General features: G+C 54.1%; 22 protein-coding genes and 1 pseudogene. 2 read left to right on the plus strand and 21 right to left on the minus strand.

The genetic code is table 11. From position 1 onward, the window contains the following. From QPM17_RS12670 to QPM17_RS12745, 17 genes are all read right to left on the minus strand, one after another. Window positions 1-1,056, minus strand: coding sequence for a TDP-N-acetylfucosamine:lipid II N-acetylfucosaminyltransferase family protein (locus tag QPM17_RS12670; protein WP_285391140.1), 1,056 nt, complete (start codon window positions 1,054-1,056; stop codon window positions 1-3). A 105-nt stretch (window positions 1,057-1,161) separates the two neighbouring features. Then, window positions 1,162-1,722 (minus strand): dTDP-4-dehydrorhamnose 3,5-epimerase, encoded by a 561-nt coding sequence (gene rfbC / locus QPM17_RS12675; protein WP_285391141.1) that lies wholly within the window; start codon window positions 1,720-1,722, stop codon window positions 1,162-1,164. Window positions 1,723-1,731: 9 nt separating this feature from the next. Beyond that, entirely contained in the window at window positions 1,732-2,601 is an 870-nt protein-coding gene (gene rfbA / locus QPM17_RS12680; protein ID WP_285391142.1) for a glucose-1-phosphate thymidylyltransferase RfbA, read from the minus strand. Then, window positions 2,598-3,503 carry a dTDP-4-dehydrorhamnose reductase gene (rfbD, locus tag QPM17_RS12685; protein ID WP_285391143.1) on the minus strand — a complete coding sequence of 302 codons (906 nt, stop codon included), beginning with the start codon at window positions 3,501-3,503 and terminating at the stop codon, window positions 2,598-2,600. The genes rfbA and rfbD overlap by 4 nt, the downstream gene beginning before the upstream one ends. 73 nt (window positions 3,504-3,576) lie before the next feature. Continuing rightward, window positions 3,577-4,710: a dTDP-glucose 4,6-dehydratase gene (locus QPM17_RS12690; protein ID WP_285391144.1), complete on the minus strand. Its 1,134-nt coding sequence runs from the start codon at window positions 4,708-4,710 to the stop codon at window positions 3,577-3,579. Beyond that, window positions 4,707-5,633, minus strand: coding sequence for a Wzz/FepE/Etk N-terminal domain-containing protein (locus QPM17_RS12695; RefSeq protein ID WP_285391145.1), 927 nt, complete (start codon window positions 5,631-5,633; stop codon window positions 4,707-4,709). The genes QPM17_RS12690 and QPM17_RS12695 overlap by 4 nt, the downstream gene beginning before the upstream one ends. A gap of 6 nt (window positions 5,634-5,639) precedes the next feature. Continuing rightward, window positions 5,640-8,579, minus strand: coding sequence for an SLBB domain-containing protein (locus QPM17_RS12700; RefSeq protein WP_285391146.1), 2,940 nt, complete (start codon window positions 8,577-8,579; stop codon window positions 5,640-5,642). Between the two features lie 14 nt (window positions 8,580-8,593). Next, on the minus strand, window positions 8,594-10,090 hold the full coding sequence (locus QPM17_RS12705) for a capsule assembly Wzi family protein (RefSeq protein WP_285391148.1): 1,497 nt from the start codon (window positions 10,088-10,090) through the stop codon (window positions 8,594-8,596). Window positions 10,091-10,413: 323 nt separating this feature from the next. Further along, the gene (gene rfaH / locus QPM17_RS12710) at window positions 10,414-10,905 is read right to left on the minus strand and encodes a transcription/translation regulatory transformer protein RfaH (RefSeq protein WP_285391149.1); all 492 of its coding nucleotides are present in this window, start codon (window positions 10,903-10,905) and stop codon (window positions 10,414-10,416) included. Then, on the minus strand, window positions 10,902-11,228 hold the full coding sequence (locus tag QPM17_RS23780) for a helix-turn-helix domain-containing protein (protein WP_422732765.1): 327 nt from the start codon (window positions 11,226-11,228) through the stop codon (window positions 10,902-10,904). The genes rfaH and QPM17_RS23780 overlap by 4 nt, the downstream gene beginning before the upstream one ends. 11 nt (window positions 11,229-11,239) lie before the next feature. Next, the gene (locus QPM17_RS12715) at window positions 11,240-12,604 is read right to left on the minus strand and encodes a HipA domain-containing protein (RefSeq protein ID WP_285391150.1); all 1,365 of its coding nucleotides are present in this window, start codon (window positions 12,602-12,604) and stop codon (window positions 11,240-11,242) included. A 146-nt stretch (window positions 12,605-12,750) separates the two neighbouring features. After that, window positions 12,751-13,128: a type II toxin-antitoxin system VapC family toxin gene (locus tag QPM17_RS12720; RefSeq protein WP_285391151.1), complete on the minus strand. Its 378-nt coding sequence runs from the start codon at window positions 13,126-13,128 to the stop codon at window positions 12,751-12,753. Beyond that, window positions 13,118-13,342: a hypothetical protein gene (locus tag QPM17_RS12725; RefSeq protein WP_285391152.1), complete on the minus strand. Its 225-nt coding sequence runs from the start codon at window positions 13,340-13,342 to the stop codon at window positions 13,118-13,120. The genes QPM17_RS12720 and QPM17_RS12725 overlap by 11 nt, the downstream gene beginning before the upstream one ends. Before the next feature lie 264 nt (window positions 13,343-13,606). Next, window positions 13,607-14,479 carry a hypothetical protein gene (locus tag QPM17_RS12730; protein WP_285391459.1) on the minus strand — a complete coding sequence of 291 codons (873 nt, stop codon included), beginning with the start codon at window positions 14,477-14,479 and terminating at the stop codon, window positions 13,607-13,609. After that, a complete protein-coding gene (locus QPM17_RS12735; RefSeq protein ID WP_285391153.1) occupies window positions 14,454-17,321 on the minus strand; it encodes a toxin VasX in 2,868 nt (955 codons plus the stop codon). Before QPM17_RS12735 ends, QPM17_RS12730 begins: the two co-directional genes overlap by 26 nt. After that, the gene (locus tag QPM17_RS12740) at window positions 17,314-18,180 is read right to left on the minus strand and encodes a DUF4123 domain-containing protein (RefSeq protein ID WP_285391154.1); all 867 of its coding nucleotides are present in this window, start codon (window positions 18,178-18,180) and stop codon (window positions 17,314-17,316) included. The genes QPM17_RS12735 and QPM17_RS12740 overlap by 8 nt, the downstream gene beginning before the upstream one ends. Beyond that, the gene (locus QPM17_RS12745; RefSeq protein ID WP_285391155.1) at window positions 18,180-20,264 is read right to left on the minus strand and encodes a type VI secretion system Vgr family protein; all 2,085 of its coding nucleotides are present in this window, start codon (window positions 20,262-20,264) and stop codon (window positions 18,180-18,182) included. The genes QPM17_RS12740 and QPM17_RS12745 overlap by 1 nt, the downstream gene beginning before the upstream one ends. A 212-nt stretch (window positions 20,265-20,476) precedes the next feature. Between QPM17_RS12745 and QPM17_RS12750 the strand changes: the two genes are divergently transcribed. After that, complete coding sequence (locus tag QPM17_RS12750) at window positions 20,477-21,124, plus strand: transposase (RefSeq protein ID WP_285391156.1); 648 nt, start codon at window positions 20,477-20,479, stop codon at window positions 21,122-21,124. 52 nt (window positions 21,125-21,176) lie between these two features. On the opposite strand, the gene cysQ is transcribed toward QPM17_RS12750, so the two are convergent. The 3 genes and pseudogenes from cysQ to QPM17_RS23785 form a co-directional block, all read right to left on the minus strand. After that, a complete protein-coding gene (cysQ, locus tag QPM17_RS12755) occupies window positions 21,177-21,941 on the minus strand; it encodes a 3'(2'),5'-bisphosphate nucleotidase CysQ (protein WP_285391157.1) in 765 nt (254 codons plus the stop codon). Between the two features lie 155 nt (window positions 21,942-22,096). Then, entirely contained in the window at window positions 22,097-22,402 is a 306-nt protein-coding gene (locus QPM17_RS12760) for a BrnA antitoxin family protein (protein ID WP_285391158.1), read from the minus strand. Next, window positions 22,386-22,544 (minus strand): annotated as a pseudogene (locus QPM17_RS23785) (BrnT family toxin); the annotation flags it as partial. The gene QPM17_RS12760 and the pseudogene QPM17_RS23785, both read right to left, overlap by 17 nt. A 350-nt stretch (window positions 22,545-22,894) precedes the next feature. Between QPM17_RS23785 and QPM17_RS12765 the strand changes: the two are divergent. Further along, window positions 22,895-24,256, plus strand: coding sequence for an MBL fold metallo-hydrolase (locus QPM17_RS12765; protein WP_285391159.1), 1,362 nt, complete (start codon window positions 22,895-22,897; stop codon window positions 24,254-24,256). Window positions 24,257-24,328: 72 nt separating this feature from the next. On the opposite strand, the gene QPM17_RS12770 is transcribed toward QPM17_RS12765, so the two are convergent. After that, complete coding sequence (locus tag QPM17_RS12770; protein ID WP_285391160.1) at window positions 24,329-25,210, minus strand: glycosyltransferase family 2 protein; 882 nt, start codon at window positions 25,208-25,210, stop codon at window positions 24,329-24,331. Window positions 25,211-25,223 lie beyond the last annotated feature (13 nt).

Below are 25,223 nucleotides of genomic sequence, written 5' to 3' on the forward strand. Positions count from 1 at the left end.
CTATCCCTCGAAAATATCCGTAAGCTGCTTAATCAGCGTTGCCTTTGAAAAATATGAACGAACTACACGGGCATTCCCTTCAGCCTCATCGGGCGCTATCCGGCAGAGCTCTATACTTTCAACGTCGTTTAGCTTAATTCCCAAGCCATTCAGAAAACGCCAATGGCTCACGTCGCTCCGTATAAACACCGTTTTCCCCATACCCAAAAGCGTAATCGTGTTTCCCATGGCCTGCTGGCGCCGATGATTAAAGATCGCGATATCGAGAGTTTCCAAAAACTCCAGATACTGTTCAAACGGCATGAAATCAGTCATAGGTACAAATTTATTTCCGAACCACTCTTTGCCCTGAGTAACTACTTTCTTGGCGTGGTTCTGGTCGCCATAAGACAAAGGCGCAAATATTTTGATGTTCTGATCTTTGAACGGCAGCAGGCGCTCCAGTGCTTCGATGTGGTTGTTGCTTGGGTCTGCAGAGTTGCCGAGGAGTATGTTCAAACCATCATGATCAGGGTTGGGGCTCGTCTCCCATGTCATTTTTGGATCGATCACGTTGCTCAAATACATTATGCATTCGTGGTGAGTGCCCTTGGCACCATACCACTGGCGGGCCAGTTCTACGTCACCTTTTATATAGCTGACCAAATGGCCCACTCTTCGAATAAAAAACCTTCGAAATAGTTCTCTCAGGTTCCTATTCAAGCCAACTCTACGGTCCTGATACTCATACAAATCTCCACCCCAAATTACCCAATAGCATTTTGGAAGTAACCATGGAAAAAAGGATATAACGACAACAAGGTTGTTGTTTAATAAGCTGTGAAGGATAACCTTTTCAGCTTGATGCAACTTCCATAACAACTTCCCGTATATCAGAACCCTACGCCAAAAATTTCGTGTTTGACCGACAATTTCAATACGAGAGCAAGCATCTAAATTAAACCGTTCATCCGCTATTTTTAACCAAAACTGATGCCTCTTCGCTTCAAAGTTATCTTCAATGAAACGCACAAACGGAGGGATAAACTTATCTAAATGTCCAACATGCAGTATCACAAAAAACCTTTAGGTTAATATTTGATGCTCAAATCACCAGAACTAAAATGGGAACAAAGTAAGGACACCAATAAGAGAGTTCCTGTCCTGTTTTAGCGGCCCCAGTCAGTATACCTCTTTGAGTTCAGCCGTGGCCTGTTCCAAGCTTTGGGCTTCTTGGTCTTTGCCGGATAGCAGCAGCTCTTCCGGGTTGGTTAGGCCCCAGTTTACATTCAGGGTTGGGTCGTCCCAACGGATGGAGCGGTCGTGCTCCGGGGCGTAGAAGTCGGTGCACTTGTACTGAAAATCCGCCGTTTCACTGGTTACCAGAAATCCGTGAGCAAACCCCGGCGGCACCCACAGCATGCGGTTGTTCTCTTCCGAGAGGTATTCCCCGACCCACTGGCCGAAAGTGGGCGAGTTGGTGCGCAGGTCTACGGCTACATCGAACACTTCGCCTCGGGTTATCCGGACCAGTTTGCCCTGGGGCTGTTTGATCTGGTAGTGCAGGCCCCGCAGGGTGTTTTTGACGGAGCGGCTGTGATTATCCTGCACGAAGGTGGCGTCGATGCCGGCTTCGCGGAAAGCTTTCTCGTTCCAGGTTTCCATGAAGAAGCCGCGCTCATCTCCGAACACTTTGGGTTCGATGAGCTTTACATCCGGAATTCTGGTTTCGGTAATTTTCATGGGAATCGCTTACTTAGTTTTGATCAATTTTTTCAGGTAGGCGCCGTAGCTGTTCTTTTTGAGGCTTTCGGCCTCGGCCAGCAGTAGCTCTTCGCCGATGAAGCCCATGCGGTAGGCCACTTCTTCCAGGCAGGCGATTTTCAGACCCTGGCGTTTTTCCAGGGTTTCGATAAAGCCGCTGGCTTCATGTAGGGAGTCGAAGGTGCCGGTATCAAGCCAGGCGAAGCCTCGGCCCAGTAGTTCTACGTTCAGGTCGCCGCGCTCCAGATAGGCCTGATTAACACTGGTGATTTCCAGTTCGCCGCGTTCCGACGGTTTTACCTGTTTGGCGATGTTGACTACATCGTTGTCGTAGAAGTAGAGGCCGGTTACCGCGTAGTCCGATTTCGGGCTGGCCGGCTTTTCTTCGATGGAGATGGCGCGGTGGTTATCATCAAACTCCACTACGCCGAAGCGTTCGGGGTCGGTTACCTGGTAGCCGAACACGGTAGCGCCCTTCTCTCGCTTCGCGGCCGCTTGCAGCATCTTACTGAGGCCCTGACCGTAGTAGATGTTGTCTCCTAATACCAGGCATACGCTGTCCTGGCCGATGAAGTCTTCGCCGATGATGAAGGCTTGTGCAAGGCCGTCCGGGCTGGGTTGTTCAGCGTAGCTGAGGTTGATGCCCCACTGGCTCCCATCGCCCAGTAGACGCTGAAAGCCTTGTTGATCTTCGGGAGTAGTGATCACGAGGACGTCCCGGATGCCCGCCAGCATGAGTACGGAGAGCGGGTAGTAGATCATGGGTTTGTCGTACACCGGTAGGAGCTGTTTGGAGATGCCCCTTGTGATTGGATATAGACGGGTGCCGGAGCCGCCGGCGAGGATTATTCCTTTCACTTTGTCTCCTTTAGGTCTGGTGCAGAGGGGTCTGTCCACGCGGGGGCAGACCCCGTCACTAACAGGTACTCGCCCAAAGTGAGCGCCAATTGGCCTTGCCAGTCCGGGAGCTGGAGGTTTAGGGCGTTTTCGAGTTTGGTTAAGTCCATCCTTGAGTTCAGCGGGCGTTTTGCCAGTGTCGGGTAGTCACTGGTAGGGATGGGGTTGGCTTTTGTGTTTTTTTCGGCCAAGCGGAAGATTTCTTTAGCGAAGCCTTGCCAGCTTGTTTCACCGGTTGGGGCCAGGTGGTAGAGGCCGGTTTCCAGTTTGCTGTGGATAGCCAGTGCGGTTACCTGGGCGATGAGCCTTGCGGGCGTAGGTGCGCCGATCTGATCAGCTACTATGTTAAGTTCGGTTTTGCTTTCGGCCAGGCGCAGCATGGTTTTCATGAAGTTTTTGCCGCGGGCACTGTAGACCCAGCTGGTTCGGAAAATCAGGTAGTCCGCGCCGCTTTGCTCGATGGCTTGGTCGCCCTGGAGTTTGGTTTTGCCGTAGTGGCTCAGGGGGCCTGTCGGACTGCTTTCCTGCCACGGCGTTTCGCCATTGCCAGGGTAGACGTAATCGCTGCTGTAGTGGACCAGGCGTGCGTTATTGGCGGCTGCGTATTCAGCCAACTGTTTGGGCAGGCCGGCATTCAGGTACTCGGCTTCGGTTTGGTGGTCTTCTGCTGCATCTACAGCTGTCCAGGCAGCGGCATTTACGATCAGGCTTGGCTGGGTTTGGGTCAGGTAGCTCGCTACCGCTTGTTCGCTGGTTAGGTCTAGCTCTTCTCTGCCTGGGGCGGTTATGGAGCCCAGAGGGGAGAGGGTTCGTTGGAGCTCGAAGCCTACTTGGCCGGTCTTGCCTAAGAGGAGTATTTTCATAGTTTTGGTGGTTGGGGTCAGTCCACGCTGGGACAGACCCCGTCGGTGCCTTGGTTCTTTGGTTTGAAAACTTTTAACTCGCTACGCCCAAGCGTTCGCGTTTATAGCTACCGTCTTGTACCCGTTGGCACCAATCCAGGTGATCCAGGTACCACTGCACTGTTTTGCGGATGCCGGTTTCGAAGGTTTCTTGTGGCGCCCAGCCGAGTTCTTTCTGGATTTTGCTGGCGTCTATGGCGTAGCGCATGTCGTGGCCGGGGCGGTCTTGCACAAAGGTGATCAGGTCCCGGTAACTGCGTTCCTGCGGGCGGAGTTCCTGGAGGATGTCGCAAATGGTTTGAACGACTTCGATGTTTTGCTTTTCGTTGTGGCCGCCAATGTTGTAGGTTTCGCCGGGCTTGCCTTCAGTGACGACTTTGTAGAGGGCTCTTGCGTGGTCTTCCACAAACAGCCAGTCGCGGATCTGGTCACCTTTGCCGTAAACCGGTAGCGGCTTGCCTTCCAAGGCATTGAGAATCACCAGTGGGATCAGCTTTTCCGGGAAGTGGTAGGGGCCGTAATTGTTGGAGCAGTTTGTTACCAGTACTGGCAGGCCGTAGGTTCGGTGCCAGGCTCGTACGAGGTGGTCTGAGCTGGCTTTGCTGGCGCTATAGGGGCTACTGGGGGTGTAGGGTGTTTGTTCGGTGAATAGGGGTAAGTCGTCGTAGGGTTGTCGGATTTCGCTGCGCTCTATCCGACCTACGGTGTTGGTAGCTTCGTCGCCCTTGGGTATGTCATTAGGATGCGGGAGATCGCCGTAGACTTCGTCGGTGCTGATGTGGTGGAAGCGGAAGTTGGCTCTTCGATCACCCTCCAGAGTGTGCCAATAGTGACGGGTGGCTTCCAGCAGGGTGTAGGTGCCTACGATGTTGGTTTCGATGAATTCTGCCGGTCCGTCTATGGAGCGGTCTACGTGGCTTTCGGCGGCCAGGTGCATGATGGCGTCTGGTTGATGCTCTGCCAGCACGCGATCTACCTCGGCGCGGTTGCAGATATCTACCTGCTCGAAGGTGTAGCGTCCGCTACTGCTGACGTCGGCCAGGCTTTGGAGGTTGCCCGCGTAGGTTAGCTTGTCCAGGTTGACGACTTCATCATTGGTATTGGTGATGATGTGGCGAATGACTGCGGAACCAATGAAGCCGGCACCGCCGGTTACCAGGAGTTTCATTCCGGATCTCTTTTACTGAAAAATGAACGAAGCAAGACAACCAGCACCCCGAACAAGCCGCCAGCCATGGTTGCCACGATCACAATGAGCTTGCGCTTTGGTTGGCTTGGCACTTGGGGGACGACAGCCGGATCTATGGTTTTGAAAACATATTCCGGACTGGAGTATGCCAGCATAACCTTTCGGGTTTCGGTTTCTATGAGTTGAAAGAACACCTGCTGCATGCCGGCAATGCTGGTTTCCTGGATTTTGTTTTCCAGGTAATCGATGCTGCGCTCCGCTTCTTCTACATCCAGCTTGCGCATGTGGTCGTTAATGTCTCTTACCAGGTTTTCAACCAGTTCCCGTGCAAATACCGGGGACTGGTGCTGAAAATTCACCATTACCATGCCCGTGTTTTTATTCGAGCTGACTCCAAACGCGCTGCGCAACTGATTCACCAGAGTCCAGTCAGTGGGCTTGAGGGACTGCCCCTGGTCATTCGTCTGCCACTGATTGTTTTCAGGATCAAAACGCTCGCTATCGTATCGGATTTCGCCGGAGCTTGGATTCCACCCGGCCACGGCTGCGAGCTTGGGCGCGTATTGATGTCGCTCGATAAAATCTGACAGGAAGGCACGGCTTTTGAGCACTTCCTGTGCGATTACTGTCTGGTTTGAGCCTTCCCCGCCCAGATTGACGCCTGCAAGACTGGCCAGGCCTTGCAGCCCGCCGCCGCTGTTCGATCCCCCACCGTCTTTTGGCGCAAGTGTCGCGTGAGCGTCGTAGATGTCCGGTTGAAGCTTGGCGTAAACGATGCCCGCTATGGCGCAAGCCACCGCGAACAAAAGGATTATCCACTTGCCCTGCCAAATGGCTTTGAACAGGACTCTAAGGTCGATCTCGTCGTCTGAAGCTTGATAAGCCGTTGGAGTTTCATTCATGGGGAATCAGTCTTTTAGGCCTTGGACCGCCGCGGCACCCAGGGCGACCTGATAGATGATCTGGCTAACATCTTTTGCCAGTTCCATGCTGCTTAGTTGCGAGAGGTTGAGAGGCACGACAACAGTATCACCAGGTTCAACCGGGTCTGTGCTGCCAAACCAGCGGCTTTGGTCAGGCACGGTTACAGAGCCGTCGGCCTTGATGACGTAGATTCGGCTTTCATCGGCCTGAAAGGCAAGGCCACCACTACGATTGATATAATCTTTGATCGAAAGACTTGGATCGTGAAGATGACTGGTGGCGAACTGCACTTCACCCATAACGGTAACAGCCTGGGAGATTTCCGGGATAGCAAGGGTATCACCATCCTGCAGCCTCACGTCGCGAGACGTTTCCCCGGCCAGCAATTCAGGCAAGTCGATCACTAGCCTGCCAACCGCCTGGGCTTCGCCAATGTCCTCTAGCACTCGCACAACGGTTTCCTCGTCACCCTCGATGGTAGACTCCTCACCGGGCGCGTCAGTTCTGGAAGTTGAAATATCCCGCCGCAGGCGACGCTGTGCCTCGTCCAGGCGCTTTTGTTCCTGCTCACGCAGGCGCTCTCGGGTGAAGACGGCACCTTTGGCGTAAGCATAATCTGTCAAGCCCCCTGCCCGCTCAACCACCTGTGACAGCGTCTCTCCGCGCCGAATGGTGTAGCTGCCGGGAAAATTGACTTCGCCCTGCAAGGTGACCGTCTGCTGGAGGTTAAGGTCTGGCAGGCGTTTGATGTGAATACGATCCGTCGGAGCCAACTCTAGACTCTGGTCTTCCGGCGTTTTGAGGCTGAGCTTAATAAGTTCGCTTTCAGCCCGCTGCTGGGTCAAACTTTGGCGAATCAGCTCGGCTTCGAGCGCATAGGAAGCATTGGTGAGTCCTCCAGCATAGCCAATCAACTTTTTGACGCTAGTGCCTGGAAGCAGCGGGTAACTACCGGGGTATTTGACGGCTCCGGTAATACTGATAATCGGTGCCAATTGGCCAGGCAGGAGATCCTCGCGAAGCTCTTCAATGACCGGCTGCAACAGATCCGAGCGGCTGTCATTGCGGTTGAATACCAGGATTCTGTCCAGCTCTTGTAAAGATAGGTTGTCTTCTGAATGCGGCTGATTGAGGGCGCTAACCGGCCTGTACGGAATTGGATTAATCTGTCGACCGAAATCACCCTGACGTCGGATGAGCAACCCAAATTCAAGATCTGCACTGATCAGGGATTGGCCATCTCTGGCAAGCCCACCAGCAAAGTGGATCATGTCGTTAATAGTGTGATCTTCCAGCAGCGGGTAAGTCCCGGCATACCGGACCGCCCCGTCTATAGAAACCAGGGGGGGGAGTTCTTCAGCACCCAGATCCTCGCGGAAAGATCCGATAATGGGCTCCAGCAGGCCAAGACGGGACTCACCCTCTTCAAACAGTAGAATACTGTCCCGCTCTTTGAGGATAGGGTCTGCCTGACTGCCGGGATTGGCAAGCACATCCTTTGGGGAGAAACGTCGCAGCGTGACGTCGTAGTTTTCACCAGTCCGACTGGCAATCAAGCCGAAGTTGAGGTCTGTGTCATCATCAAGATGGTCGTTCCGGTTGTTCAGAAAGCGGGACAGGCGCATGCCCTGGCGCCATTCGTATTGCCCGGTTATCGGGGAGCTTCCGCGGATTTCCACAGCACCGCGCAAACGGTCGTGAATTTTTCCAATCCGGATAGTGTCACCCTGCAATATGTTGAAATCACCAGCGTTTTTCAGCTCCAAATCTATCAGAGTGCGCTTGCTATCGGGCCGCAGGCGGGAAACCTGGATCTTGCCCGGATCTGCCTCGGCACGAAGGCCACCGGCAAGTTTCAATATATCCTGAAGACTGTTTGGGCCCTCGAGTTCATAAACACCGGGGCGAACAACAGCCCCTGTCACCGCGATGCGGTCCTCTATGGCCGGAACGAATATGACATCACCGGATTTCAGTTGGGTATCTGCACTCCGATCTCCGGCAAGCATCAGGTCGTAAAGGTCAAACTGGCTGACAACCTTGCCGTCTCGAATCAACTGGATGTTACGCAGGCTACCACTGAGCTCTATACCACCACTCACGCTTAGAGCCTGGCTGATGGTAGAAAATGCGCTGACCGAGTATACACCGGGGTTGCGGGACTCGCCCGTGAGAAACACGCTAATACTGCGCAACTCACCCAGCGATACAAAACTTTCCACGCCAATAAATTTCTCTTTTACGATTCCCTGTATATAACTTCGAAGCTCTTCCAGGGTCTTACCGTGAACGCTAACAGGACCGATTTTAGGCAACTGGATGGTACCCGAACGGTCTATGGTAAGCGTAAGATCCTGGTTTTCACGACCGGTAAGCAGTATACGAACCTCGTCACCAGGGCCGACACGGTAACCGACTGGAACAGGCGCATCACCAGAGGCCACAAATGAGGTGGGCTGCCCGGCGAACATTTCGTAGCCAAAAGGGAGTAGATCATCACCAGAGAGAGAGGAGGCCTGGCGCCATTCTTTGTACTCTTCGCGAAGGATGTCCTCCGCGGTTTTTTCATCTTCTCCCGAGGTTTTTTCTCCTTCCTGGACACCACTCACGGTCTGCTCGTCTGGTGCACCTCCACCTGTCTCGCGAGACTGGCCTGATGATTGTGCCTGCGCTTCTGCCAGCGGGATGACGCCAGGCTGCTTTCCTCTCTCGTTCTGCTTGCCTTGGTCTTCAGCTTGTTGCGTTTCACTGCCGGCCGAACTGCTGGTAGCTTGTCGGTATTGCTCCATCAGCTGTTGGCGCTGACTGTCGGGCAGGGCCTCTAGCTGGCGCTGCTGTTCGGGAGTCAGGCTCAAAGCATAAGCCTGCTGTGCAGTCACCAGTGCCAGAGCAATGGCAATGGCTTTCATATAATGGCGGATCACGTTCATGCCTCAGCTTACAATCGGTAGGTCCAGCTGGCACCTAGAGACCATTGGTCTTTTTTGCCGCTGATGTATTCAATTTTTTTGTCGGTTGCCTGGAATGTCAGATTAAGCCAGCCATTAAGTGCCTGGACGCCGTAGCCCAGATCAATGATGGCGACGTTTTGGCTATCTGCGGGTACCGTATAGAAGACCTCTGCGTTCGGGATGACAACTCGGTTGCCGCCATCCTTATTGAGCTCGACGTAGCTGACCTTGGCTGTAAAGTTACTGCCGCTGGGCAGGAAATGGTGCGCACCCAAGGTGATGGCCTCGGCGTCTCCATCAAAGACTGAGGCCATATTACGACCATGATAACGAAAACCGGTGCGATACTGAAAATGCTCAAAGCTGATGTTGGGCATAGCGTCGCCAAGAAAATCATCAGCCAAGGTATTCGTGTATTCCAAAAACCACTGCTGATCGCCCTTCAACACCTGGGTGGTCCAGTCCGTACCCAGCAGCCAGGATTTACGGGCGGGGAATGCGCCGGCTTCGTCTTCGCCCATCATCTGGGCGTAGACTCCCATGGACTGGTCGCCGATTGCGAAGCCGTAGCGAGCGTCGATACTACCCAGCTGGTTACCGGGATCATTCTCGGCACCATCCTGGGAGTTGTCCCGGCCGATCAAGGCATCCCAGAGGGTGGAGGCGCTTTCAGATCGGCCTTTACCACCAAACATGATAGCGCGGGAGAAGCCAATATCCAGGCCTTCAATGGGCCTTACGGTCAGGCGCATGCCGATTAGCTTGGCTTCCGGTACAGCGCGCTCGTCTTCCAACTGGCCGGCAAATACGGTGAATTGCCACGGACCAACCCACTTCAGCCAGTCGGATTCCGGGGCGCTGGCATCTTTACGGTTTAGCCAGACGGCAGGCATGGGGCGGGCGTTGTTGGAGAGAATCAGGCTGCTTTGCCAGCCGGGGCCCCACCAACGGTCAATGGTGCCAGCGCCAAATACCCAGTTGCCAGCGGTTGCGGCCAGGTAGGAACCGTCCAGTCGCAGGGATTCGTCATCTTCCGGGTTGACTGCAAGGCCAGGCTTCAGGCCAAAGGCCCAGGACTCGCCCTGCCATTGTACGTTAAGACTGGTTTCGGCATTTTCACGAGGGCCAGCCTGGAAGCCTCTTACAACAGCCGGTTCGCTGGTGGCGCCCAGTTCGTATTCCGCACGCCAGCCCTGTTTGCCCTGCCTGTCCATCTCGAATTTGAGGTAGGCCAGCGGGCCACCAATAGCCCGGGTATCACTGCCCGTTTCCCGGCCCAGGCCACTGTGAACGGTGCCCATCATGACCGGCCAGGTGGACGTGGTGCGATTCAGGTGCCCCCTGTCAGCCAGTTTCTGCAAGGCGAAGCGGGCACGGTTGTCACCGGGTTCCAGCCAGGGGGCGGCGGTGGCGATTGTAGAGTACGCAGAGACGATCAGGCACGCTACCGCCCCACCGACCAGAGTCCAGTGTTTTAAGGTCATAGGTTTATTTTATTGCAGGAAAACAAGACTAGAACGAATACTGCGGCACTTTCGTTCCCGGACTTATTCCCTGTCGGGCTGTGTTTGGCGTGTTTCAGAAGTGTGACGATTCTACGGCATCCCATATGACGCGCAAGTGACAATAACCCTGACAGGCCGGATATCAGACCCGGATAAGGTAAAAAATTGTTAAACGACTTTCGAAGTGTATGTTTAAAGTTACATTTCAGAATCAATTGGGGTCAGACCCCAGTGCAATCTGTCTGGCGAACTGTCTTGGGGTCTGACCCCATGCATCGAGTTGTCGGATTACGGCCTTTGGCCTAATCCGACCTACGGGAGGTTAGGGTTGAGAGGGGGACTTTTACGGTTTGTTGTTTCTGCATGAAGCTGATCAGGACGATGGCGCGTTCTTCGCCGTCGTAGGCCTGGAAGATGGCGCTGATGCCTTTGAAGGGGCCGTCGTCCAGTTCTACGGTCTGGCCGGGCTTGATGCCGCCCTGCTCTGCCACTGTATCGAGGCTTTCTTTTATGTGTTGGATGACGTCGTCTGGAATCGCTGCAGGCTTGTTGGCAAAACTGACTACCCGTATTACACCTCGCGTAGACCGGAGTTTGGCCCACATGGGGTCGGTTTGCTCCAGGTTGACGAAGAGGTAGCCAGGGAACAGCGGTTCCAGTTTTTTGGTGCGCTTGCCGGCCCTGATTTTTTCCACCGTGATTTTTGGGTAGAAGCAGGCGATGTCCTGGTTTTGCAGGTGCGTCAGGGCGCGGTCGCCCTGGGCGGGTTTGTGTTGGAGGGCGTACCAGGTCATTGGGGCCTCTTGTTTGGGGTGTTTTGGGCGGTGTTCGATGGGACTGCTTTAGGCCTGATGGTCAACGCCATGCCGAAGGTGCCCAGTATCTGATTGAGTGTTCTGGCCGTTGCATGATTTGCATCGCGCTCAATGGCGGATATGGTATTGGCAGAGAGGCCTGCGATTTTACCAAACCGGCTCTGGCTGAGCCCGGTCCACTCCCTGCGCATTCGGCGAATAGCCTGCCCTATTGTAAGCTCCCCGGCGTCCAGGAGTTCAAACATTTCCTGGCGGGCAATAATTCTTTGTTCCGTGGATATCGGTTTTTTTAACTTTGGCATAGGGTGAAACCTTATCTGCGCGGTCCAGCAGGCTGCGGCGGACGACTTAGCTGATCCAACACCTTCTCGACTGCATCGAACGCAATAGCTCTGTTTTCAAGCATCTCTGCCGGCGCACCATGTTTTGCCAGCTCTTCTTTCAGGCCTGTCAGTTGTTCCAGTTGGTCAGTCACGTCCCTCGTTACCTCATCAGCGTCGACAGACAAGGCATTGATGATCGTAGGGTAGTCTGGCTCCAGTTTGCCGCTTCTCAGTTCCCTGGGCCACAAGGTGGTCCTGGCAATGGCTTCGGGATCCAACACCATTGGGGCAAGGTCGTAGGCTGGTGATAGTTCGATTTGTCTACCTCGCTTTATAATGGAGGTGTTTCGGCCGTGGTTGTCGCGATTGCCGATTGCGGTATTCAGAATGTCGCGCACCAGATAGTCGGCCAGCAACCTGTCCGGGTTGGCCGGCCTGGTTACGCAGTTTTGCAGCTTTCTGATGACCTCTGCATGATCAAGGCCGGTGCCATCGCCTATCCGGCCCATAATGGAATAGACGGATTCAACACCGTGGCAAACCAACTCACCCTCAACCACTTCCCGGTCGAAACGAGGGAGCCAGAGTGCGAACTGCCCCTCGTGTTCATCAAGGCGTGACCCTTTGATCGTGTTGAAACCGCGAGTCTCAAGTGCCCGGCAGATGGCAGCTTCGCCCTGAAGCACGGCGATATCGGCACGTGTTTTTCGGCCACGGGGAAATTTCACGAGCCAGTGTTTGCGAATCTCGCCTGGAGGCACCGTCCCTTCAAGCGCAAATTGCCCTTCGTGGTTTTCCACTAACAAGAGTTTGGGAGCATCGCCGCCAGCACCGGTCGCACCGCCAATGGCAACGCCCATCGCCTGGACATGCTCAACCAGCTTATCAGCCCGAGTGCAAACCTCTTCAGCGGAAAAATACAAAAGGCCGGCCTGGGAAAGCTTCTCAGCAAAAGCATCGGCCGCTTCCTTGATTCGCAGGTTGCCGATTGGGGCAATGCAACCCTCCGCCAGCAACCGAGTATCAATCGCCTGTTCCGGATCCCGCTCGAATCCAAGCATCTTTAACCAGTGCCGGCGGCCCGCGCCCTGTGGAATGATGTCCCTCAACACGGGGGCGATCTCACCAGCCAGGTAGTCACCGCCCAAATGACAAGGCAGGTTAATACCGACTGCTGTTTTGTCGATGAGCCCCCGCGCCTCAAAGTCACCCAGCCACTCCAGAGCCTCTACTGCGTACTCCGCGCTGTAAGAGAAGATGGGCCTTCCAGACAGGCCTTGCTCCGGCTGTAAAAACCGAATAAGCCCCGCATCATGCCAGCGGTTGTTCCAATGAATCTGGAGTGTGAGCTCCATGGGTGATGCCTTTAATTCCAAGTTCGCTTGGTATTTTAGCATCAACCTGAAGTGTTATTACAAATCTGTTTGGAATTAAAGAATAAATGGGGTCAGACCCCAATGCATTTTGCGAGTTGAAATGGCTTGGGGTCTGACCCCATGCTTTACAGAGGTGGCTTACTTAACAACTCTTCCAAGGATATTGCTTTACCAACGTGGCGTTTGCGTAGCTTATCGTCGTCTGTGACGAGCGTAAATTCGCCTATGATGGCAGTCGCGGAGATTATGCTGTCGGGCAATTTGAGTGATGTGTTCCTGCGAATTTTAATGGCCACATCTTGAATTGACTCGCTAAGCTCTACTATGGCCAAACTCTGCAGAACCGCCCTCAGCTTGATCTCGTCTTCATCTTGCAGTGAAGGCCAGGAAAGCAACTCCATTTTCGTGATAACGGATGCTGCGTAAATATTTCTAGGTAGCGCTAACTTGCGATTGATCGCGTAGATGAAGGTATTGGTGTCCAGCAAATACCTACCATTCATCACGTACTTCCCTCTGTATTTCCAGGCCGTCCCTGCCTTCAAATGCTTTTATTCCGCAGTCAGTGAAATCCAGGGAGGTCTCTGTAGGGTCCTGAGAACCTTGCCCTGACACCATCACAACAATTCTTGCATGGCGATTCTCCAGTTGGCTGTATTTTTCAGGGATTTTCACTACACCATTCTGAATATCTGCTTCGAACTCTATTGCGAACATTTTCGGGGCCTCAATTGCGCTAGGCTTGAAATTATATCAGAGTTGCCGGATTACGCTTAATACCCGGAATACATGGGGTCAGACCCCAATGCATTTTGCCTGATGAAATGGTTTGGGGTCTGCCCCCCCTGGCTTACACTCTATTCATTACCGTTTAGAATGAGGCGGAGTCCGTTTCCTCCCGTGATTTTCCGGCCATCCTTCTCACTCGGTCGTCAGTTCAATAGGGCAGAACGCAGTATCAGGGAAACCTCGATTACTGGATCAGTAATAGTTAATCTTCCCAAAGATCTCTTCAATCTCCTTCGGCCACTTATATTTTAGGGGCGTATACTTCGACCAAATTATGGTCGGCATAAAGAAGAAAAATAGTATATTTCCGAAAATACGACGACCCATTTGGCCGGCCACGTGCTGATTATATGAGTCAAAATTTGCTCCGTAGAGATTTTCCTCATCCTCCTCAACAATCCCCTCGTTGTAATACCTGACAATAAAATTCCATTTCCGATACATATCTTCTTCTTTAAACCCGGAAAAGATCTTCTTGCGTTGCAGCGGCATCTTGGGGCGGTTACCACAAAAATAATGCTTTTCCCGCATAAATAGGTGGGCGTAGTACTGCCGCTCCCACACTACACCAGAGCCCAGATACTGCCAGTTGTAGGAAAAGGTCACCTCCAGCTCGTCCCAGGGAATTCGGTAGAAGGTGCCGCGGTGCCCTATGTAGACGAACCCCTCCTTACGATCGATCCGAACCGGCAGCGTGTACGGAAAGAAGATCTCGAACAGGTAGACGGCCACCCAGACGGGACCGAAAGCGATCAATACTCCAAGCAACGCCTTTGAATAGAACAAGCTAACAATCCAGCCCAATGCCAGGACAATTATCATGAACATACTTACGATGACTGGCATGGCCCTTCTAAGAGATAAGAAGGTCGTTCTGATGTCCATGAACCTTTCGCTGATATAGGCTACACCAGAGTCCATCTCTTCCGAGGAATCAGACACCCTTGCAACCTTCGTGGCCGGCAAGCTGGCGAGCCGCGCACCATGAGTACGGTACAGCTTCTTTTCCAGCTGTTGTTCCAGGTCCGTTTCCGGAAAATCACACTTCAAAGGCGAGTCTTTCATCGACACCCAATTCCTCCACATCATTACCGTCCAGGATGATACGAAGCCCGTTTTCACCCGTGACTTTCCGGCCGTCCTTCTCGTATTCAATCAGCATTTCAAGCTGATCACACTTGTTATGGTTGTAGTGGTCAAACCGAAATAAAACACCCCCAGTAGAGGCGCCTGACTGCTTCCTCCTATGAAACAAGTCTGAGATATCCTTCGGTTCATCTTTCTCAAACCAGTTGGTGTCCACCTCGAACAGCCTGATGGAACACGTGCAACTCCCATCACTGTACCCCGGCAAATACACCATAAAGGAAGTCATTTCCGACATGACCTGATGCTCACCTCGGTTTATATCCCAATGTCGACCGATGTGCTCCGTGATCCTCACAACGGGAGAAAACAGCATGTAATAAAACGCATCCAATTCCGCTTCAAAATAACGCCTGACATCGACGCCTTCATCCTGAGAAATAACGGTTCGGCTTTCCTCCAGCAGTTCCGCGCTCAATGGCCTGGACTGCTCATCCCAGTAACGCAACGTGGGCGCGTTGCCCCAGAATGACATTGATAGGAAATCCTCGATCCGGGACCGGGCGATGTATAGCTGTACCACGCTGATAACGAAGGAGACTGCAATCAGAACCGCGCCTACCACAAGTACAACGGACACGCCTACCCCGGTGGTAATCGCACCCGCCACCGCCAGAGTAGCCAGGTAGGTAATACCTATGCTCAACCCTATCTGGACCCCGGACAGGGCCACCATTGAGTGATGGCCTGCATCCAAGGCCTGGAGGCCCCGCCTTCCTTCCAAACCTATCGACAATAAAACACCCACGTAGGGAAGGGTCTTTGTGGTAATTGTCACGAAGCCCTTTGCAGCAACAGACAAAATCTTCACATCCTTTAAGATACTTAGAGCCACCGACACCCTCGCCCCAGCCGCCGACAGGTTTGCCCCGAGGGCTTTCGCGTACTCCTCCTTGATCAGCAACCCACTGAGGTTCACCACGCCTTCGCCGATGCTCCACAGGCCGGATACAAAGCCCCCCCACCGGTCGATGACGGATCGGTCACCCAGCATTACATCCTGCTGGGCCTCATCCAGGCCTGAGAACAGGCTTGCTACATTAATTGCGTGGAAAAAGGTCACGGCTCCAATGAACTTGCCCCGGTTCTGTTTAATGCTTTCAACCATCGGGTCCAGCCGGGTATGAAGCCAGCCAAATGGGTTGTCCTTGAAATCCGGGGTAAGGTGGAATACTTCAATAAGGGCCCTGTTCAGGTAGTTCCTGATCCTGGCATCCGCCATGCCGGCGGCCAGGGGAGTCATTGCAAGGTCGGACAGGTTATGGCCTGCGGCTTCCAGCGATTTGCGATGGACCGCATGGAGCAGTTCCACCGCAGTATCCAGCGTTATTCCCTGCCGATGGACATCAATGCCATAGCGCTTCTGGACGGCCTTGGTCCACTTTTTCCACTGCGGCCAGGTTTGAGGATCTTTCGCCCAGGCCCCCATCTTTGCGGCGGGGGCGGCAAACTCCAGCATAAGGGCGTCGGTGGCGGTGCCCACGCGCACATACGCCGGCATGTCGAAGATACTTTCCACGATCTTCAGGCTGCCATAGTCAAAACCGGGAAGGTCTTTCAGTTTCTGGGCAACACCGTTGGTGGCAGATGCCAGGAATAGCGCGGTTTTTACCATGTTCCCGACCGTTCCGGCTTCGCCTTCGTCAGTAGCCAACCACTTTTCGGCGTCTTCCTTGCCCTTCTCCGCACCGACATAGCCATCCAGTATATCTGCCAGTTCCTGCTCAACCGCCTCGAAACCTTCCGCACAGTAACAATCGTTGAACTCCAGTTTTCTGGCCAACGGGTCAGAATCAATCCAACGCTTCCAGTCATCAAATACGAATGCCCGGGCCTGGTCATACTCCTCAAGCTTTTTGTGGTAGGTTTCAACGAATGCGTCCTTCTCCGCTGAACGAATTCGTTTTTTCAGTTCCTCGGTGACTTCTTGCTGGTCTTCGTCCGATTCCTTCTTACTGGCCTCGCGAGCAATGAGCGCGTCCACCATCTGGGAGGTGGTGTAGGCGTATGCGTTCTCCTCCGAGTAATTCATAATCAGATTTACATGAAGGGCATGCAGTTGACCTAGCTCGGAGGTGATGCCGATTTCGTCGTCAAGGGCAACGCAGTACGAAAATTCAGTTTCTTTTTTGCACTGCCCCTGCAAATCCGACTCACTGATTCCTTGCGCAAAATCCGTCAGACTCCATTCGAAATCCATTTGCTCTGGCCGAAAATCTTCAACCACTCTGTTTATGGCTTCGGTTTCACTGATATTTACGCCTTGACGACTTCCCGGAAGTCCGCTCAGGTCGAACGACTGCATGTGTTCCTCACGGACCTGTGCGTCCGTTCGTACAAGTTCCTGCAAACGCACAGTCCATCGGTGCTGCACAAATTTCAGAAGCACGGTCCCTTCCGCAGGGTGATGTATGGCGGGCAAAGCGCTTTGAGCGTCGGCATCTGGCAGCAGTACAGAGTTCACACCGGGCCGCACTTCCGCTATCTCGCCTTGCTCGTTCACCTGATATTCATGCAGTGTTCCGAAGACTTCGGAGAACATGTAAACCCAGCCGGGCGTCAGTTTTCGAACACAGTAATGAGCGGTTCCAAGGGCAACGGAAGGCGGACGGAAGTTCGAGGGCAGAGCAACTTCTTCCTGACTGATCGCCCAGCGCACTGGATACAGCGCAACGGTTTTAAGCTGGAGCGGACACATCTGGGCCGCTGAACTGATGTCATCCGCACCCTGTAAAAACGCTGAGCTGTTAGCGCTACCCATGAACCAGTCCCTCCGTTGACTTTTTCTCGGCGAATTCTGCAATTCGCGCTATGGCTTTCCCTGGCGCTGTGGAATTCTGTTTCCATAGATTCTGTACTTCACTGTCTTCGAATGCTTGATGCCCAAGCCAGCCAATCGTATTGATATACAGGGCGATATCGCGGGTACTGTACAACCCCCGCGCTTTTGCCGCGTCGACTATCGCGGAAACCGCACTCCAGTCCTGCACGTTTTTACCTGATTGTTGAAGCAGATGGGGGAAGTAGTCCGCAGTGTGAAGTTCGAGTTTCCGGAGGGCTGTCTGCTCTGCCGCTCTTTCCATGGCTACCTGGTGTTCATCACGAATATTGAATACTTCTGCCTGCCGCTCACCTGACGGCTGCTTACTGTAGAAGTGCTCCCACTCACCCGTGCGGCGATCCTGAATGGCAAACAGACTACAAGGCCCCATCAATCGCCTTGCATCTTCACCTGATGAATCCCGCTTCAACAAATGTCGCGCGATTTCTGGGTCATAAAACCGGAAAACAACTTCATCCCCCGTTACCAGCCTGGCCATAAGCAACCCACGCAAGTGGTCTATTAACTCTTCAAAATCGCAATCGGCCTGCAATACGATGGCTACACCACGGTGCTTCCACTCCTCGAAGCATTTAATCGCCAGTGAACTGTCCATTCCTGCCTCGACCAGCCACGGTGAGATTTCCAACAGGTCAGCAAACTCAGTTCCCCTGTAGAGCGCATCGCAAAGCGGTGTTTTTATTTCGCGATAAATAGCCTGAGACAAGTCATTCACCTTGGCGCCATCAACAAGGAGGAATGTCTTACCGTTGCCGGGAAAGCTCGTCAGATTCCCCATCAGCTCGCACCTTTTGATTCTGGCGAGCAGACCTGGCAGATCCCCTTGCCCTGATTCGCTGCGTTCTTGATGGCGCGTATCTGGTCTGGTTTAGCCATCTGTCTTTGAGGTGCCTCCGGCAATTGTTCAGGCGCAGCACTAACAATCCCGGCCTTATCCACCAACCCCGGCATCCCCGGTACTTGCACCCTCTGCCCGCTTCCCTTACCCGGCGAGCCGCCCGCATTAAGCTTGATGGCAGCACCGCCCATGGAAACGCCGCTTGGGTCGATCTTCACAAAGCTGCCACCGGCCTTGAGAGTGATCTCCGCACCTGCTTCGATGACGGCTTTCTGGCCTGCCTTGATGTGCAGTTCGGTGCCGGAGTCGCTGAGCCAGGCGGTGCCGGCTTTCAGGTGCAGGGTGCCGGTAACATTGAAGCTGTGGTCCTTGCCGGTTTGTTCCCGTTTCTCGCCAGCCACCGTGGCGTGGTCATTGCCCTTGATGTGGGCCTTGCGGTGGTTGTCCACGGTGAGGTGGCTGTCATTTTTTATGACTTCTGTGCGGTTGTTTTCGGTCAACAGGTCCAGGTCTTTCTGGGCGTGGACGTAGATCTGCTCTTTGTCGGCCTCGTCTTCAAACCTCAGTTCGTTACTGCCCTCGCCCTTGTGGGTCTGGGTTTTGAGGGTGGTGCGTGTCTTGTGTTCCGGCAGCGCATAGGGCGGTGTATTCGTTGCGTGATAGGTTCGGCCGGTAATGATCGGCTGGTCCGGGTCGCCGTCCAGAAAAGAGACGATGACTTCGTTGCCGATTCTCGGTAATGCCATGAATCCATACTGGCCGCCGGCCCAGCCCTGGCTCACTCTGAGCCAGGCGCTGCTGTGTTCGTCGTTTTTGCTGTAACGGTCCCACGGGAATCTGACTTTTACCCTGCCGTGCTCGTCGCAGTGGATCTCTTCCCCTTTCGGGCCGGTAACAATGGCCATCTGGGGGCCGTCCATCAAGGGGCGGTGTTCCACCTGGGGGCGCCAGGTGCGGTCCGCGGGAATGGCGTTGAAGGCGTTGTGGTAAGTGGTAGCACCACCGCCGCTTTCTTCTTCCAGGGCCTGGGGCTGTTCGCCGGTGTGGGTGATGCTGGTAAACAGCCACTCCCGGTTCAGGCTCTCGTTGTCGTGTTCGGTGAGTTCGACTTTGGCGCCCACGGTGAAGTCGGGGCGGTTGCTCTGGCCGTTAGCCGTGGTGGCGTCGTTCCTGAGGGCATCCAGGCGGTTTTCGGTGAAGGGCTGGCCACTGGCGTCGGCCTTGAAGCGGCCGGGGTAATCAAAGTGCTGGTAGTCCTCGCGCTGGGCGTCGAGTTTGTCGGCCTGCTGTTCGTGCATTAATGCATAGGCGGGGTTTTTGAAGGTGTAGTCCTTCATGGCCACGGAGGCGGCCCTGACCCGTTCCTGGTAGCTGAACTGGAAGATGGCGCTCTGGCGGGCGCTGCCGCCGGCCCTGCCGTTGTATTCAACCGGGTCGAGCCGGGGGGCGTCGCCGTGGTGGTCGGCAATGATCAGGGCGGGCTGGTCATTACCTTCCAGGTCGCCATGACTGTAGCGGTAATGCCAGCCTTCCTCGGCCGACAGCCGTTCGATAAAGGCCAGGTCACTTTCCCGGTGCTGGACGCAGTATTCCCGTTCTGCGGGCGGGCGCTTGAGATCAAACACGGTGTCGATGATGCCCCGCTCTTCCAGCAGGGTGCGCACGATGGCGTCGGTGCTCCGGGTCTGGAAGATGCGGCTGTTGTGCATCAGGCCCAGGCGCCACAGCGGGGGCTGGACGATGACTTCGTAACGGGTGCGGCGGTAGCCGGTGTCGCCGCGGGCGAATTCGTTGGCTACGCCATGGAAGCGCCGAAGAGGCCTACCGTCCTGCCAGACCACCAGGTCCACCGGCTGTTCCAGCACGTCTTCAGCGGCAACATTTGGCGAGGTACTGGCCAGTTCAAGTTTGCAGTGGCAGAGCTGTGAGAGGGTTTCGGTCAGTTCAAAGCGGACGACCGCGAACAGGTCTCTGGGGAGTTGGCCAAGGGTGGCCGTGAACTGCAGTCCGGTTGCCTGGGGCATGTCTTCGGTCCCTGAAGAAGTAAATGTCTTTCGCTCATCCTGAGCTCAAACGGATTATAACGATCAGCCCGGAGAATGTAACCCCATTCCATGGGGTCAGACCCCGGTGCATTTCACCGCACCAAATGCATTGGGGTCTGACCCCAACTTGAAATTGGTAGCGGAGTGCGGCAGATTGTTGCGTTTTCGAATCAGTTCACAAGGAATGTGACATGGCCCGCCGACCAAGGATTTGCCCGGCCGGGATGCCCCAGCATGTGATTCAGAGGGGGAATAACCGGCAGGTTTGTTTTCAGGATTTTCCAGACAAAGCCGCCTACATAGCCTTTCTGTCCCGCTACCAGAGAGAGCATGGAGTGGACATCCATGCTTGGGTTCTGATGAGCAATCACACCCATCTGCTGGTGACACCGCAAACGGATCAAGCGCTGTCTGGATTCATGAAAGCCCTGGGCCAGCGTTACGCGCAGTATTTCAATTTCAAATACGAGCGTTCGGGCACGCTCTGGGAGGGACGATTCAAGTCCTGCCTGGTGGATACCGAGAGCTATTTTCTGCAGTGTCAGCGGTATATTGAGCTAAACCCGGTGAAAGCAGGCATGGTGCAGTATGCCGGGGACTATCAATGGTCGAGTTACCGGTGCCACGGGTACGGACTAAAAGCAAAGTGGCACACGCCCCACAGTTGCTACCTGGCCTACCAGCCGGACCCGGATCAGCGCCTTGAAAGCTACCGGTCCTTTGTGGCCGGCCCAGCCCCGGAAGGCATGGATGATCTGATCCAATACACCGCAATTGCAGGCAAGCCGCTTGGAACTGAGGCCTTCCAGGAAGAGATGCATACCCGATTTGGGGTCTGACCCCAAGACATTTGATGAGGGGAAATGTCCGGGGGTCTGACCCCGTTATGTTTCAATACCAGTCGCCGGATGCGACGAAATGTGGGTTCAGGAGATCTTCCTTGCCGTATCGCAGGGGCTCGCCATCCAGGGTTTCCACTTTGCCGCCTGCCGCCAGCAACACGGCATGAGCTGCGCCGGTGTCCCATTCACAGGTCGGCCCCAGCCGGGGATAGATATCCGCATGGCCTTCGGCGATTTTGCAGAATTTAAGGGAGCTACCCGCCTGCACCAGTTCATGCTCGCCAAGTTTATCAATGAAAGCCCTGGTTTCTTCATTCAGGTGGTTCTTGCTGGCGACAACGCGCTTGGCCTGTCCGGGACTAGCTACCCGTATCCGCTGCACACGGCCTGTGCGATCCCGTTTATGAGCCCCCTCGCCTTTCAACCCCCAATAGGCTTCCTTGAGGGCCGGCGCTGTCACCACCCCAAGGATGGGCTCGCCGTTTTCAATCAGAGCAATGTTGACGGTAAACTCGCCCGTGCGCTGGGTGAAATCCTTGGTACCATCGATGGGGTCGATCAGCCAGAACCGATGCCAGTGCTTGCGCTCGCTCCAGGGGATCTCTACGCCCTCTTCCGACAATATCGGAATATCGTGACTGAGGTTGCGCAGGCCCGACACAATAATCCGGTGGCTGGCAACGTCTGCTGCGGTAATCGGCGACTCGTCGGCCTTGTAGTTCACCTTGAAGTCCGTCATGTAGATGTTGAGGACTTTTTCGCTGGCTTCGTCGGCGATCTTGAGCACGTCGGGGAGGATCGAGCTGTAATGCATGGGCGCTGGCTTCCTGCGTCAGATCAATAACTTTTAAGCTATTATGGGCGATAGTGACGCAACACATCAAAACAATTGCAAAATGCCAAGGGTCAGACCCCAGTGCAATCTGATCGCTGAAATGTCCTAGGGTCTGACCCCAGCTTTCCCGGCAACTACCCCAGCCTCTCAACTTCCGACTGGGTGTGAGTTTTAAGGTACTCCTGCAACGCCCTATCCATCCGGGTTTGCCAGCCGCTGCCAGTAGCCCTGAACTGTTCAACGACTTCCGGTGAAAGCCGGATGGTTATCCGCTCCTTGGTGACCTCCGCTTTTGGTCGCCCCAGTGGGCGGAGCCGATGAAACTCCTCGTCTGTAAGTTCCCTGGTATCTGGGTCCCCCGCGATACCCTTATTAATATCGGACTCTTCCTGATCCGACGGCAACTCAAACACCCGCCCTGATTTAGATTTTGTCCGCATATAGCCTCACCTCTCGTCTGTTGGCCTTTCGGAAACTGATTATACGCCGAGCATCACCCCTTTCAGTGTAAACAACGCAGTAGACACGACTACCAATAGGCCCATACCCAATCATCCTGCGTTCGCCGTAGTCATTGCGACCATCCTCGACAGCCCATACAAAATCCTACTCAAGCAACGCAGCATCTTCCAATGAAACACCGTGTTTCATGGTATTGAGCGCATCCTTCCCTGGATCAAATTCAATTTTCATGTCCTTTATTGTACATACAGAAACGAAAACAACAAACACCCGCATGCACAGATGTTGTTACAACTCACAACCCACGGGATTATGGATCAAGGCTGTGACCCAGGGTCAGACCCCCGAACATTTTGCCAGCTGAAATGCATTGGGGTCTGACCCCAAGCTTCCTGCGTCAGATCAATAACTTTTAAGCTATGATGGGCGATAGTGACGAAACACATCAAAATTATTGCAAGGATGACTTCATGAAGCTGAAATTCCTTGGCGGTGCAGGCACGGTAACCGGTTCACGCTATCTGCTGTCGGATGACAAACACCGGATGCTGGTGGACTGTGGCATGTACCAGGGCGTCAAGAACCTGCGCAAACGCAACTGGGCGCGCTTTCCGGTTGAGCCGTCATCCATCAATGCGGTCGTTCTGACCCATGCCCATATCGACCACAGCGGCTACTTGCCAGCGCTGGTGAAAAACGGCTTTAAAGGAAAGGTTTACTGCACAAAAGCCACCCACGAGTTGTGCAAGGTATTGCTGCCGGATGCCGGCTACCTGCAGGAAGAGGATGCCAAATACGCCTTCCGCAAAGGGTTCTCAAAGCACGACAAGCCGGAACCCCTGTTTACGGTCAAGGATGCCGAAGAGGCACTGAAGCACTTCGAGTCGCTGCACTATCACGAACGCTTTGAACCGGTTAAGGGAATGGAAGTGACCTTCACCCCAGCCGGGCACATACTGGGATCGTCCTGCGTGCACGTCCATCATCGGGGGAGCGACCGCACCGTCGTATTCAGTGGCGATGTAGGCCGGCAGAATGACGTCATCATGCGGCCACCGGAGCCCATCAACAAAGCCGATGTACTGGTGTGCGAGTCCACCTATGGCGATCGGCTCCACGCTGAAAGCGACCCGGAATCCGAACTGGCGAAAATCATCACCAAAACCGCAGGACGCGGCGGCATTGTGCTTCTGCCCTCCTTTGCTGTGGGCCGCGCACAGATGCTGTTGTACCTGATTCACAAGATCATGGGCGAAGGCCGGATACCGAAAATGCCGGTTTATCTGAACAGCCCCATGGCGATAAGAGCCACCGAGATCTTTTCCCGGCATCACAAGGAACACAAGCTGAGCGCCGGCCAGTGCGGGATGATCGACGAGAACACCGAATTTGTCCGCACAGTGGATGAGTCTATCGAGCTCAATGCCGTACGCTACCCCTGCATTATCATCTCTGCCAGCGGCATGGCCAGTGGCGGCCGGGTGTTACACCATCTGAAGACGCTGCTGCCCAATCCACGGAACAGTATCGTGTTTGCGGGGTTCCAGGCGCCGGGCACACGCGGGGACGCGCTGGTTAACGGTGCTGAATCGGTGAAGATTCATGGCGAGCACTGGCCGGTGAAGGCGGAGGTGCATAATCTGGATTCTCTGTCTGCCCATGGGGATTATAATGAGATTTTGCAGTGGCTTGAGGCTGGCACGTTGAAGCCTGAGAAGGTTTACATCACTCATGGTGAGATGGTTGCCAGTGATGTTATGCGCAAGCGAGTGAGAGATAGGTTTGGGTGGGATGTTGAGGTGGCGGAGTTGTTTGATGAGGTGGATATCTGATAGGGCCAAAACATACGATGATTGTTTGAAGCCCCAGATATCTGAATTATCAGATTGGAGCAACGAATAGTGTTATCGCCTCTCGGCCTGTCCTCCAAGCCTTACTCTAATTCGTTCAACATCGTGTACAACTTTTAGAACAATTGCTACTAGAAAAGCCCGGAGCCTCAAACCCAAAGAGAAGCGGGATGCCTGAAAAATCTTCCCGATTTTCCCGTAAATATCTTTTTCTGGCTCCAGCAAGTCTTTAGGAACAAGCTTATGTTCAGCCAGTATTGTCGATAGCCTCGCACGGCCCCCGGCTACCCGACGTGTCTGAACAAGAGCTTGTGAGAACCGGCGCCTGGGGTTCGTTCGGACAGTCAGCTCGGGATCATATTCGACTTCAAAACCTTTCTGAAAAGCACGCCAACACCATTCTCTATCCCCTCCAGAAAGCAATCTTTCATTAAACGGCCCTGTTTCGAGAAAGGCTGCCCTGCGGACTAACAAATTGGCTGTCGCAGAAAAGCGACGAAATAGAATATTTTCCTTCTGTCCAAAACCTACAATCGCCTGATAGGCCTCGATACCAGAGGGCCTTTCAGACACAATAAAATCAACCTCGCCACCAACGACATCTGGAGCCTCCTGCTGCGAAACCAAATATAGGCACTGTTCAAGCCAGTGAGTATCAGGAACACAGTCCGCATCAAGAAAAATCAGGTAACGCCCTCTTGCGGCATCTGCACCAGTATTCCTCGCAGCATAAGAACCAGGGGTCAGGCAATTGACTACTTTTATCTCAAGTGAGGGTAGATTTGGAAGCTCAATTTTCGTTCCGGGGTCGTTATTGACGACAACGATCTCTAAAGAGTCACAATTGCTCGACGCTTGAGAGATAATCGCGTCAAGGCAGATGTTAAGGTTGCTCTGATCACGGAAGACTGGAACGATTATCGACAAATCATGCACTTAGCCGGACTCC

Origin of the sequence: Marinobacter azerbaijanicus (genome assembly GCF_030250645.1) — a bacterium.
Classification (GTDB): domain Bacteria; phylum Pseudomonadota; class Gammaproteobacteria; order Pseudomonadales; family Oleiphilaceae; genus Marinobacter; species Marinobacter azerbaijanicus.